14 protein-coding genes are annotated in these 11690 nt (G+C 67.3%); 8 read left to right on the plus strand and 6 right to left on the minus strand.

Features of this window, described 5'->3' with window-relative positions; translation table 11 throughout:
- The first annotated feature begins 65 nt into the window (after window positions 1-65).
- Both VGP60_RS14990 and VGP60_RS14995 read left to right on the plus strand, forming a co-directional pair.
- Entirely contained in the window at window positions 66-878 is an 813-nt protein-coding gene (locus VGP60_RS14990) for a choice-of-anchor P family protein (RefSeq protein ID WP_327548602.1), read from the plus strand.
- Between the two features lie 148 nt (window positions 879-1026).
- Window positions 1027-1212, plus strand: coding sequence for a hypothetical protein (locus VGP60_RS14995; RefSeq protein ID WP_327548603.1), 186 nt, complete (start codon window positions 1027-1029; stop codon window positions 1210-1212).
- Between the two features lie 111 nt (window positions 1213-1323).
- Here the strand turns inward: VGP60_RS14995 and VGP60_RS15000 are convergent, their stop codons facing one another.
- The gene (locus tag VGP60_RS15000) at window positions 1324-1872 is read right to left on the minus strand and encodes a hypothetical protein (protein WP_327548604.1); all 549 of its coding nucleotides are present in this window, start codon (window positions 1870-1872) and stop codon (window positions 1324-1326) included.
- Between the two features lie 117 nt (window positions 1873-1989).
- Here VGP60_RS15000 and VGP60_RS15005 point away from each other — a divergent pair, with 117 nt between their 5' ends.
- Window positions 1990-2433: an ester cyclase gene (locus VGP60_RS15005; protein ID WP_327548605.1), complete on the plus strand. Its 444-nt coding sequence runs from the start codon at window positions 1990-1992 to the stop codon at window positions 2431-2433.
- A 126-nt stretch (window positions 2434-2559) separates the two neighbouring features.
- On the opposite strand, the gene VGP60_RS15010 is transcribed toward VGP60_RS15005, so the two are convergent.
- Window positions 2560-3552 carry a glycoside hydrolase family 15 protein gene (locus VGP60_RS15010; RefSeq protein ID WP_327548606.1) on the minus strand — a complete coding sequence of 331 codons (993 nt, stop codon included), beginning with the start codon at window positions 3550-3552 and terminating at the stop codon, window positions 2560-2562.
- Window positions 3553-3840: 288 nt separating this feature from the next.
- On the opposite strand from VGP60_RS15010, the gene VGP60_RS15015 reads away from it, so the two are divergent.
- The gene (locus VGP60_RS15015; protein WP_327548607.1) at window positions 3841-4665 is read left to right on the plus strand and encodes a hypothetical protein; all 825 of its coding nucleotides are present in this window, start codon (window positions 3841-3843) and stop codon (window positions 4663-4665) included.
- Between the two features lie 400 nt (window positions 4666-5065).
- Here VGP60_RS15015 and VGP60_RS15020 read toward each other — a convergent pair whose 3' ends face one another.
- Together VGP60_RS15020 and VGP60_RS15025 are read right to left on the minus strand one after the other, a co-directional pair.
- Window positions 5066-5203, minus strand: coding sequence for a hypothetical protein (locus tag VGP60_RS15020; RefSeq protein WP_327548608.1), 138 nt, complete (start codon window positions 5201-5203; stop codon window positions 5066-5068).
- A gap of 23 nt (window positions 5204-5226) precedes the next feature.
- Window positions 5227-6303 carry a hypothetical protein gene (locus tag VGP60_RS15025; RefSeq protein WP_327548615.1) on the minus strand — a complete coding sequence of 359 codons (1077 nt, stop codon included), beginning with the start codon at window positions 6301-6303 and terminating at the stop codon, window positions 5227-5229.
- A 40-nt stretch (window positions 6304-6343) separates the two neighbouring features.
- Between VGP60_RS15025 and VGP60_RS15030 the strand changes: the two genes are divergently transcribed.
- On the plus strand, window positions 6344-7162 hold the full coding sequence (locus tag VGP60_RS15030) for a site-specific integrase (protein WP_327548609.1): 819 nt from the start codon (window positions 6344-6346) through the stop codon (window positions 7160-7162).
- A gap of 445 nt (window positions 7163-7607) precedes the next feature.
- Here VGP60_RS15030 and VGP60_RS15035 read toward each other — a convergent pair whose 3' ends face one another.
- Both VGP60_RS15035 and VGP60_RS15040 read right to left on the minus strand, forming a co-directional pair.
- Window positions 7608-8258 (minus strand): SRPBCC family protein, encoded by a 651-nt coding sequence (locus tag VGP60_RS15035; RefSeq protein ID WP_327548610.1) that lies wholly within the window; start codon window positions 8256-8258, stop codon window positions 7608-7610.
- 1 nt (window position 8259) lies between these two features.
- Entirely contained in the window at window positions 8260-8628 is a 369-nt protein-coding gene (locus VGP60_RS15040; RefSeq protein WP_327548616.1) for a metalloregulator ArsR/SmtB family transcription factor, read from the minus strand.
- Window positions 8629-9260: 632 nt separating this feature from the next.
- Here VGP60_RS15040 and VGP60_RS15045 point away from each other — a divergent pair.
- The 3 genes from VGP60_RS15045 to VGP60_RS15055 form a co-directional block, all read left to right on the plus strand.
- Window positions 9261-10538 (plus strand): hypothetical protein, encoded by a 1278-nt coding sequence (locus tag VGP60_RS15045; RefSeq protein ID WP_327548611.1) that lies wholly within the window; start codon window positions 9261-9263, stop codon window positions 10536-10538.
- 151 nt (window positions 10539-10689) lie between these two features.
- Entirely contained in the window at window positions 10690-11181 is a 492-nt protein-coding gene (locus tag VGP60_RS15050) for a hypothetical protein (RefSeq protein WP_327548612.1), read from the plus strand.
- Window positions 11182-11276: 95 nt separating this feature from the next.
- Window positions 11277-11690 (plus strand): hypothetical protein (locus VGP60_RS15055; RefSeq protein ID WP_327548613.1); only part of this gene is annotated, 414 nt, incomplete at its 3' end.

An 11690-nucleotide genomic window follows, 5' to 3' on the forward strand; every position in this document is an offset into this window, starting at 1 on the left:
GAGCACGCACTGGGTGTGTTCCCCCCATTTCCCCATAGGTCATTCAACTTCGAAAGGCTGATTTGTTGTCCAGCAAGAAAAATGTCGCGCTCGGTATCGGCACGCTGTCCGTCCTGCTCTCCGCCGGAGTGGCTTTCGCCCCCGCCGCCGGCGCGGCCGTGAACAACGACGCAGCCCACGGCAACTCGGCGTTCGCGCTGTCCGCGGCCGGGCTGCTCAAGATCGCCCCGATCCCCTCGGTGAACGACTCCGAGGGCTTCGCCCAGAAGTCCGTCGCCAAGTTCGCGACGCCCGGCGGCGCGGTCACGGCGAACGTCCTCAACGCCCAGGCCGGTGCGGGTCAGGCGAGGGCGAGCATCCTCGACGTCAGCGTGAACCTGAGCCTGCTCAGCGGAACACTCACGAAGCCGCTGCTGACCGCGACCGCGATCGAAGCGAAATGTGAGGACGGCAAGGTGTCGTCCTCGCTGGCGAAGGCATCGATCGGTGGCCAGAAGCTCGACGTCGCCGTGCCGGCCAACACCGCTGTGGGTGTTTCCGGGCTGGCCTCGGTCACGCTGAACAAGCAGACCAAGAACAAGGACGGCTCGGTCACGGTCACCGCGCTCGAGGTCAATGTGGACGGCATTCAGAAGATCGAGCTGGCTTCGGTCACCTGTGCCGCCGGTGACGGGCAGGGTGGCGGCACCACCACACCGACCACGAAGCCGACCGCCTCGACCTCGCCCACCGCTCCGACCGGCACCAAGACCAGCACACCCGCCGCGCCGACGACCACCGGTGACGGCAGTGCCGCCCCGGCTGGCGACAAGCCCGACGCGAACGGCAACGCGCCGGTCCCGACCCCGGTCAAGTCACACCTCGACGTCACCGGCTAATCAGGTTTGCGCATGACTGTGGCCTCCACCCCGCATGGGGCGGAGGCCACAGCCATGCGGTGGCGAGATTCAAGGCCCAGCTGAGCCTCGGCGTGCTGCCACACAAGCTGAGGGATCCAGCCGCGACAGTTAAGGCAGCCAACCTCTGGTGATCGACAAGGCGCCACTGCTGGGGACCCGCCGTGCTGTCCAGCCGTTCGTGGCGCTGGCGCGGGGGCTGCTCGCGGCAGGGCACGACGTCGTCGTGGCCACGCCGCACCGGTTCGCCGGGTTCGTCGCAGGGCTGCTCTCCCACCAGCAGACAGCCACGATGCACCGCGGTGCGCGAATGTGAAGGTGCGGCGAAACCGCGGCCTTCGACGTGCCACCGCCAACCATGCACGAGCTCGTTAGACAGGCGTCTGCCCCGCCGGTCCGTGAGGTGGCGGGGCAGAGTGGCACGGTGTCAGTTCGCGGAGCGGGCCTTGGCCAGCGCCTTGTCCACATGGGCATCCACAAGGCCGGGTGAACCGGTGACCAGGACCACGGTGGTGCCGGTGCGGATCGCCGTCTGCTTGACGACGGTGCTGCTTCCGCCGGCGGTGAAGGTCATCAGCAGGCTCCACTGCTCGTCACCGAGCTGGGGCGCGGACATCTGCTGCGTGGCGATGTCGATCGGTGTGCTGCCGACGACAACCTGGTACGAGGGGCATGACGTCATGGCGTCGAAGATCCGGCCGGTGCCCTGGGACAGGGTCGCCTCGGTGTCGCTGTACAGCTCCTCTGACACCTCGGAGTTGCTGCCGCCCGCGTAGGTGAAGGCGGCCTTCGCCCGGCGCGGGAAATCCGGGGATCCGCCTGCCGCGGCGTCGCCGCCGAGCGCGGCCCGATCGGAGGCGTGGGACTCGCTCCCGATCTGCGCCTCGATGGACCCGCGTCGCTCGTCGTCGGCAGCCACGTCGAACTCGCCCCCGGCCGCCGAGGCGATGCCGAGCAGCTCCTCGGGGCCGTACACCGGCGGATCGACGGGCTGGCTCGGGCCGGGATGGTGGGTGGTACCGTGCCCGAATCACGTCCTGCCGCGAGCCGCCTGGCGCTGGCTCGCCGGGACCCTGCCCGCGAGGAGCGCGACATGACCCGGACACCAGAAGAGGACGCCGCCGTTGCCGTTGTCCGGCGTAACGTCGAGGAGGTCCAGGGGACCGGTGACTTCGCCGTTTTCGAGGAGATCTTCGCCGACGACTTCGTCGACCACACCCAGCAGCCCGGTATGCCCGCCGACAAGGCGTCCGTCCGCCACCTGTACGGCGCCCTCCGCGAGGCCTTCCCCGACCTCACCCCGGAGATCCGCTGGCAGTCCGCCGAGGGCGGCCTGGTGACGACGTTCAAGATCCTTCGCGGCACCCACCGCGGCGATTTCTTCGGCCTCCCGGCGACTGGCCGGACGATGGCCATGGCGGGGATCGACGCGATGAGCGTGGTCGACGGCAAGATCACCGGGCACTGGGGGTTCGCCGACATGAACGCGGTGTTGCAGCAGTTGGGCGGGGCGCCCGAGGAAGACCCCTCGGTCTGAGGCGGTCGGCCGGCTGGACTTGGACAGGGTCATTTGTCGGAGGCGTGGCCGGTTGAGGTGCTGTGTCGTTGAGCGGTCCGCGGCACCTGGGGGAGTTGGCTGAAGTCCGGTGCTATGTGGAGGACTTCACGGCGTCCGCGTGCCGGCGCCCAGGCTCAAAACCTCTCGATGGTCTCCCCGGGGCGGCGGTGGCGTCCGTATACCGACGACTGCGAGTCGTCCGTCGCGGCGGCCCCGCCCCGGTGCTTTCCGTGGCCGGTGTCGTCCCGGTCGCCGGCCGCCTGATGCGGACAGTCCTGGGCCGTCTGTTCGGCTCTCAGACATGTGGGAAGTCACCCCGAAGCCGACCTGGGGAATCAGCAGGAGGGCGGCGTCGAGTTCCTTCGAGCCGTACGACTGGGTGAACGTGTTGCGCTCGGGGTCGTACCCCTTCTCGCACACGTCGCGGTGGATTTCGTCGCGCAGATCACGCCAGCGTCCGAGTGGTCCGTCGGCCTCGCCGCTTTCGGCCAGCCGTATGGTGCGGTCGACGGCAACCCAGGACATCACCTTGGAGTACACGAAGTGCCGGCGCGGACCGCGAACCTCGCAAGTTCCCTCATCCGGCTCCGGCCAGTGCCTTTCGAGGTATTCAATCAGTTTGAGCTGGAGACCGGTCGCGTAGTCGTTTCGGGCGAGGCCGGCCGTGTGCGCGAGGTGGAGGGCTTCGGTGACCTCTCCGTACACGTCGAGCTGGAGCTGGTGCGCGGCGCCGTTGCCGACCCGGCCCGGGCCCGAGCCCTCGTAGCCGGGCAGCCAGCCAAGATCCGCCTCACCGAGCTCACGCTCACCGAGCTCACGCTCACCGCCGATGCCGTACATGACCCGGAGGTTCTCCGGGTCGCCCGCGACCGCCCGCAGAAGCCAGTCCCTCCAGGAGCGGGCCTCCTCGCGGTAGCCCGTGCGCAGGAGCGAGGTTCCACTCCCATGAAAGCTCTGTTTGCCCGCGTGGCTACGGCCGGGACTACGGGCGCATGGCTCGACCGGCGGCGACTGATGGCGATGGACGGCATGATGATCGATATGCCTGACACGGAGGAAAATTGTGATCGGTACCCGAAAGCGAGATAGGTGGCACACGACGTCCGTTCCCGCAAATGCGGGCAGTGGGCCTGTCGGAATGCTCGACGCATGCGATCGTGGCCGCCGCCGTGCTGGTCGCGTTAGATCGTCGCGGGCGGATTTGGTCAGGCCGGTGTCTTTACCGGACTAGCCGTCCGTCCGAAATGAACTATCGGACGATCTTCTTGCCGTCCAGGCTCCAGAGCAGGGTCGTGGCGGGGCGGCAGTACCGGCCTTGATCGCGCGGGGGCAGCTCGGTGACCCGTCAGGATCGGGCACACTGCTACCTGTACCGAAGGAGGCCCGATGCAGGTACGGACGCGTTCTCTAGGCGTGGCGGCGACCGCCGTCGCGCTTCTGCTGTCTGGCTGCAACAGCAACGACGGCGAAAGCGCAGAGCGACGGACAGAGCAAGCGATGAGGCAGGTGCTCAAGGAGTACCAGCCGCGCTTCGAGCAACGGCGTGCGGCGCTCGGCGCCGTCGCGGCGAGCGTGTCCGGGGCAAGCTCGGCCAAGCCGTCCTGCGACCGCAAGCCGGACCCGGAACCGCAGTTCACCTCCACTGGTTCACGTAGTTCACGCAGCCTCGCCGTGGACAGCTATAACAGCCCCGACAAGGGCGGCAACGTCGACGCCCTGCAGGTGAGCGAGGCCGCTTCCCCAGAGGCCATGGAGAATCGTCCTGCGCGCTCACAGTTCATCCTGGAACCAGGCTGGCTCGTCCGCGGTCTGTGGATCACCGGACCGCAGGGCCCGCTTGGGACCGACCACTTCAAGGTGGACAGCCAATACGGCTACGAACCGTATGACGGCGCCGAGAAAGACCCCGTTGTGCGGCTCAGCAAGATCCTCGACGTCGGGCTGCACAAGCGTTACGTCGTCCTCTACCGGGTGACCAGCTTCGGCGACCCCGACCCGGACGACCACGACCCCCAGGACATTGTGACGGCCGATGCTTTCCTCGCCGATCTGGAGAAACGAGACCTGCCGTGTCGGTTCGTCGCGACCGGCCATAGCTATGACATGGCCGGCAGCGAGATCAGAGTCCATTCGACAACCCCGTACGAAGACATGCAGACCACGTTCCAGCTCGATATTGACGACAAACTGCGGGACCTGACCGGCAGGTGACCGGTGGGGTGACCCGCCAGCGGCCGAGATAGCCGCGCAGACGGAATCGCGTAGCACAGCGCGGTGCCCCTAGCGCCATCCCGCCACGAGGTCGCTCGGGCTGGCGTCGGGTCTCTTTCGCGCCCTATCCCGGCGCGCCCCGACCGACGCACCCAGGGGAACCAATGCGACCGCGCCATACGGCTCTTCGAGGACTTCCTCCGGGCAGTGGCAGGCGCACTGAGAGGCCTACGGGCAGTACCTTTAGATGCCCGACCGACGTTGATCAGTGGTCAGAGGCTATCTGTTGCGTGGCAAGACAAAGGCGTTCCGTAGTCCTGTGTCGTTAGTGGTCGCCGATGGTCGGCATACCGATGTCGACCGGACGAGCGACGGTGCGGTTGCGAGCCAGTCTGTCCAGCTAGGCCAGCTTCGTGCGCGCCGCCTCCTGGCTGATCTGGAGGCCCTGGACCTCACCGAGCCATCCGTTGGCTCGGGCTTCGGTGATTCGGGAGAAATCCGCCCGTTGGGGGGCGAGATCCTTGACCTTGACGTCCACCTGGACGTCAGCGGTGCCGCCGTCTACGCCTGGCTGAACGTCGGCGGCGTCGAATACGCTTCCACCCGCTCGACGACGCGCGCAATCCGAGAGGCGGCACTCTCCCTGTCGTCTACTTGGCCGTCGACGACGTCGACGCCGTTCGCGACCGGCTGTTGGCCGCCGGGTGCATACACCACTACGGGCCGCTGTGCGTCGACGACGCCCGCCGGATCTGCCAGGTCATTGATCCCTTCGGCACGATCGTCGGCCTCGAAGGGGTCTGATCCGGCAAGCCCAGGTCCAGTCGACCTCTTCGCGTGGTTTCTGCGACGACCGTTGATCCCTGACTTCCTCCTGGTCGAGCGGCGCTCTCCGACACGAGTGAAGTCGGACAGCGCCGTAGGTCCACGCGGCGAAGCAACGTCAACGGGACCGACGTCGCCGAGGTAGACGAGATCGCCGGTGTCAGGGTCGTGGCCGCCGAGCAGCAACCCACCGAGGGTGCCCGCGAAGCCGCGCTGCCACGGCCGCCACCCGCAAATGATCACTTCCTGTGTCCGGATGAGAGGGTGTTTTTTCCACGTATCGCTGCGTTTTCCGGGCAGGTAGACCGACGAGCGCACCTTGGCGACCAGTCCTTCGTGTCCGGTCGCCGCGGCCTGGTCGAGGAGATCGTGCGGTGTGCGGCGGTCCGCGGCGAGCTCGTCGATGGTGAACGCGGGGACGATCGAGACCTTGTGCGGGTCGGGCATCGGCAGCGCGGTCAGGATCCGGTGCCGTGTGTCGTAGGGCTCGGCGAGCAGGTCGGTGTCGCCCAGGCGCAGGATGTCGAAGGCGAGGAATCGGAGGTCGACGTCGTCGACTGGCTCGGAGCGGTCCGGGCCGCGGCGGGTGTGGCGGCCGCGGCGTTGCTGCAGGAGCCCGAAGTCCGGTCGGCCGTGTTCGTCATAAACGACGATCTCGCCGTCGAGCAGCGCTGCTTCGCCATCGAGCCCGTCGGTGAGCACACCGGTGAGGGTGGGGAATTCGGCGGTGAAGTCGTTGCCGTTGCGGCTGGTCAGCACAGTGGTGCCGTCCGGAGCGATCCCCATCGAGCACCGGTAGCCGTCAAGTTTGATTTATGCGCTGCTGAACAGTCCACCGGTACTGTTCGCGAGCATGTCGATCATGGACTGGCGCGTGCATTTCACCCGCCGGGATGCGGCAAGGCCGCGTGAGTCAACGCCGTTGATAGCCGAGTTTCCTGACCTGTTTGCGGGTCTGGACAGAAGGCTGGACGAGTGGCATCTGTCAGACGGTCAGCCGTTTCTGCTTGGCCGTGGCGGTGAGTACGACGTCGAGTTGAACCGGTACTTCTCCGTGTGGCTGGGACATGCACCGTGGAACACACAGGCCGCTCACGCGCGCGACCTGCGAACCTTCTTCACCTTTTTGTCCACGGCACGGGGTGGCTGCAGCTGGCGAGCGGCGACCCCGGACGACCGCGCCGCCTACGAGTGGTGGCGGCGACGGGACGAGAGCGGGCCGCGGGTGCAGAACTCGACGTGGGATCGTGAGGTAGCCACGGTCAACCAGTTCTACCTGTGGGCGTTCCAGCCGGATTTGGTGCGGACCAACCCGATCCGGCAACGAGCGGCATCCGCTTTCTCTCCCCGCTCGCGGGGTCAGGGCCGTAGCAGTCAAGTTCGCGAGGTACCGGCGGAGTCGTCGCATAGCGGGGCACGGCGGGATGTGAAGTGGCTGCCACCGGCCTCGTACAGGCGATGGCGCAACGTGGGGTTGTGCGGCTTCGACGCCGAAGAGTTGCCGCGTCCTGCGTTTCGGGGCCGATGGGCCGCCCGCAACTGCGCCTTCGCCGATCTGATGGTCCGTACCGGCCTGCGGTTGACCGAACAGACCAGCCTGACCGTGTTCGAGGTTCCGGCTCTTCCGTCGCCGAGCTCAGGAATCGTCAACGCCCGCTGCGCCACCCAGTGAACGTAGTGATCCTCCCGAGCAGGGCGAACGCGCCCGACAGGCATCTCTAGACCACCCACCGGGCAAATCACCTCGGTGAGGCGCACGACGAGCGGCTGTCTGGCGAGGACGGTCGCATCCCAGATTGTCCAGGTCAGTAAGGGGTCCGCGGCGATCGACCGCGCGACCTCCTGCCAGCCACCCTGGCAGCCACTTGAGAGACGCAGGCATCGTTGTCGAGGTTCACGGCCGTCCGGAGTGGTGACGTCCCGGCGCAGCGGAAGGGCTACGGGCCCCGTAGTCCTTAAGAGACTTCGGGCGGACATCTCTGACCAGCAGTAACCTCGTTTCTACCCCGGTGTCGTCGGCTGGGTGGCGCATCGGGCCTGTCTGGTTTTGCTCATGATCTCGACCAGCTGGACCACCTTCTCGCGTGGCAGGCCGATCTCGATTGAGGTGGTGTACCTCATCGAGCGTTCCTTTCGGGGGCGTAGAACGCGGTGGTGGCCTCGACCGCGGACGCCACCTGATCCGGATCGCCGCCGGCGGCCAGGTGAGCTTCGCCCCATGCCGCGGCGCTACGCCGAGCGAACTCGCGCCCCTCGGGCAAGTTCCGGAACTCCTCGTGGTCGAGGGTCTCGCCGTCGGCCAGGAACCGGGCCAGGGTGAGGAGATGCAGGTCCCAGCCCACGCCGCCGGCACCGGGGCCGTAGGTCGGGAACATGGGCTCCCCGACGGCCGCTGCATGGACCAGTTCGAGCTCGGTGTCCCCGGCAGGGCCCGGGGACAGGCGCACCTCGACCTCGCTCGTACCCGGCCACTCGTCGGCGTCCGGTCCGAAGAGCCAGGACACCCGCAGCCGCCGCGGCGGGTCGCACCGGAGAATCTCGCCGTGCTCACCGCCGTCCAGCTCGAACGACCCGCCGAGCCGCAGGTCCCCGGTGACCGACTTCAACCAGCGGCCCAGTCGCTCGGGGTCGGTGATGGCGTTCCACACGTCGTCGACCGGCGCGTCGTAGCGACGCCGCAACTCCATCGTGTACGCGTCGCCGGCGGGCAGGGTCGCTGCGCCCATCGTCCGGCGCGCAGCGGCCAGTTCGTCCAGTACGTCCTTCATGTCATGTTCCTTCCGCTGGTGGATCGGCCTTGTCAACACCTGAGGTCCGGGATGCGCGTCTGCCGCGGGCCAGCTCAGTTCCCAGGGCGTCGAGCCGCTGATCCCAGAGCCCGCGAAACCGGTCTAACCACACGTCAACCTCGCTTAGCGGCGAGGGGTCGACGGCGTAGAACCGGCGAGCCCCCTCAGCCCGGACCGACGCGAATCCGCTCTCACGCAGAACGCGCAGATGCTGGGAGACGGCCGGCTGGGACAGTGCGAACTCGGCCCGAATCACCTCTGTGATCGCGCCCGAGGTCTGCTCACCGTCGGCGAGTAGCTCGAGAATGCGCCGGCGCACCGGGTCTCCGAGGATGTCGAATGCGTGCACGACCAGGATCGTACCAGTCATGCCTTATATAAGCCGGGCCTGTTACTTCGGCCTGCGGTGTCGACGCCCATCGACACCGATACGTCTCACCAATGCTGGTGTTGACCGAGACCGACTTCCGGTGTCAGTTGAGACCGACATAGCCACCCGTGTCGAATACGCGAGCCCACCAGTCGGCGACCCCCGGCCACCGACAACCAAGCGTTGGCCTAGCGCCGCCTGGCTGCTGCCATATCAGGCGGACAACGGACAGCAAGCAAAGTCCGGCCATAATTTGTACTCGTAGGTGATGGCGGATCCGGTGGGAAGCCGGCCGCCGTCGGATTTGGCCAGCATCGGCTCGATCCACGCCGGGGCATCCGACCGAGCACCGCGGGCGGTACGCGCCATGTCGATCACCTCCCGGGTCGCCCGGGTGACCGAGCTGCGTGGACTGGAACCGCTGCGCCGAGCGTACCCCGGATGGCCTAGTGTCGCCGGGTTTACGCACGTCACAGGGGTGACCCTCGCGATCGCGACAGCCGCGGTGCCCGCGCGGGTGCGAGGACGCGACGCGCCGGGGCCTCAGCGGGCGACCCGACGGAGGTCGGCGTATAGCCTGGATGGCGTTGTTGACCTTGGGGAGGGGATCAATGCAGTCCATCTTGTCCGCGCGCCGTGTCCGCCGGCACCGGATCCCGGTGGTGCTCGCCGTCTTGGCTATGGCGCTGACCGGGTGCACCACGACGATGTCCGGCAGCGCCGGACCCGGACGGATCGACGAGAAGCTCGGCTTGCCGGGTAACCGCGGGATCGTGCTGCGCCAGCAGCTCGGCACCGGAACGCCGCACACGTTCGGCGGGGTGCCGGCCTACGACGCGTGCACGGTGATGTCGCTCGACGTCGTGCAGCAGAGCGGTTACGAGGTCAACAGCACCCCGTCGCGGGGCCCGGTGCTGCGGACCACGCGCATGACCGAGGACGCGCCGGACGACCCGAACGGCCGCGGCGACACCGCGGCCCACGGCGTCAGTGAATGTCTGTACCCGGGCCCGAACAGCGAGCTGCTGGTGCTCACGATCTATCAAGCGCCGTTCGACGCCCCGCAACAGCAGGACTCGATGGAGCGTTCCCTGCGACGTCAAGGTGGCGTGGACGGGGAGGTGGCGGGTTTTCGCACGCTGACCGCCGGGCCCAGCGAGAGCAGCCGTTTCACGCGGGTGACGGCGATCTTCCCGCCGGGCTTTTATGTGGAGGTACTGCGTCTGGCGACGAGGGCGGAGCCCACTGACGAAGCGCAGCTCGCTGCGGTGGTGAAGCAGGTCGCCGAGCGGCTGCACGCGCCGCCGACCGGCCCGTCGACCTATTCCTACGGCGCGCAGTACAGCCATGTCCGGCCACCCTGCGAGGTCTTCACGAGCGCCGATTTCCGTGCGGCGCTGGGTTTCGGCACCGACGGCCGGGTGGTGGAGGAGTACGAGCTCGCGCAGACCCGCACCGACCCGAGCCCAGATTCCGGCAACCTCGGGCACACGACGAGTTGGGCTGTGGAGACGTCGTGCAAGCAGGAAACTCAGTCGGCCGCGAACTCCGGCGTCGGCACCTCTATCGATCAGGGCATCACCTTGCGGTTCACGAACTACCTCACCGAGGCGATGGCTGTGCAGGCGAACGACTACGACTGCGCGCTGGGTAAGGGTTTCCGCCGCCCGTTCGGGGAGCCGAAGACGGTGCCGTTCGCGGTGGGGGATGGGCTTACCTGCCTGAGCAACATGGGGAAGAGCGTCCAGTCGCCGCTGGAGTTCAAGTCCGGGCGTACGACGGTGGAGATGAGCGTGTGGTCGGTCGGAAACTTGGGCGGTGGCGACGCCGCGGTCCGGATCTACAGCGGCGTGGGCAAGGCGGTCGCGGCGAGGCTGACCGGCGGCTAACTCACCCGTCCTGTTGCCACGAGCGCCGGGATCCGGTCGTGTTCGGGGCGACCGACCTTCTGTCTCGGTGCGTGCATTCGAGTGATGCGGATCGGTGGGGGCAACCTCGGCGTCGGCGTCGGCGTGCTGTGCTCCGGACCCGAAGATCACCTTGGGTACCGAGTTGATCAAACAGGAGGGGGATTTTCATGTTCTTAACGCTGAGGTCCACGTCGTATCCGGCGCCAACAGTAGCCAGACGCCATGCCGGGCGACGTCGTGCGGCCGCTGCGGCCGGTTTGGCGGCTGCCGGGCTCGTGTCGCCACTGCGCCAGCCGCGACGGCCGCACCGGCTTCGGTCAGCCGGCCATTCACGGTCAAGTACGGCGCGAGCATTTACAAGGGCACCGTCAACTTCAGCGCCCGCAACGTGACCATCACGGGAACGCTGCACGCTGTCGGCTGCCGCTACGTCAAAGCCGAGGCTTACGTTGGCGTCGACACCAACCCCCCTCTCGGCCGAAATCAGTCGCCCTATTACTGCAACACGAACGTGCCGATCACGCTGCCGGTGCCCGCGAACAAACCCGGCGGCGCCGACAATGTCGACATTTCCCTCAGCGCCGATGCCGACAACGGCTACTTGACGACCGTCTTCAAGTAGCCGTTGTCGGCAGCCGGCGCGGTCGTGCGGGAGGCCGACGTGACCGCTCTTCCCGCACGACCAGCACCGTCGGCCCACTTCTAAGGGAGGTTTTCGTGAGTCCACGTATCCGAAGGGCTTTCAAACGATCAGCTGCTATCGCGGCCACGCTGATGGTCGCCGCAGGATTGACCGTGGCGGGGGCGCCCGCCGCGGTTGCAGACGACAGGGCATCGTTCAACCTCACCTACGGTGGGGCGTACTACCGCGGCACGGTCGAGTTCTACAACCGGTCGGTTCTCGTTACCGGTGAACTCCGAGGCCTAGGCACGAAGGGGTGCCGCGTAGGGAAGGCTACGGCCATACGTAACGCCTCCGGCGGCATCTTGGACGTTGGAACTACCAGCGCCGTATGCAACGGGCCTGTTACCCGGGAGATCCCCCTTACTGCCGACGTGGCAGGCGGGGCGGGATTGGTCCTCGTCGCCCTCACGCTCACCGGCGGGGAACCGATCCTTGCGCACTGCTAC

It is taken from the genome of Amycolatopsis sp., assembly GCF_036008905.1.
Classification (GTDB): domain Bacteria; phylum Actinomycetota; class Actinomycetes; order Mycobacteriales; family Pseudonocardiaceae; genus Amycolatopsis.

Coding starts and splice junctions, on each gene's coding strand:
- VGP60_RS15005 (WP_327548605.1), top strand. CDS start 1,990: ATGACCCGGACACCAGAAGAGGACGCCGCCGTTGCCGTTGTCCGGCGT.
- VGP60_RS15015 (WP_327548607.1), top strand. CDS start 3,841: ATGCAGGTACGGACGCGTTCTCTAGGCGTGGCGGCGACCGCCGTCGCG.
- VGP60_RS15030 (WP_327548609.1), top strand. CDS start 6,344: ATGTCGATCATGGACTGGCGCGTGCATTTCACCCGCCGGGATGCGGCA.
- VGP60_RS15035 (WP_327548610.1), bottom strand. CDS start 8,258: ATGAAGGACGTACTGGACGAACTGGCCGCTGCGCGCCGGACGATGGGC.
- VGP60_RS15045 (WP_327548611.1), top strand. CDS start 9,261: ATGCAGTCCATCTTGTCCGCGCGCCGTGTCCGCCGGCACCGGATCCCG.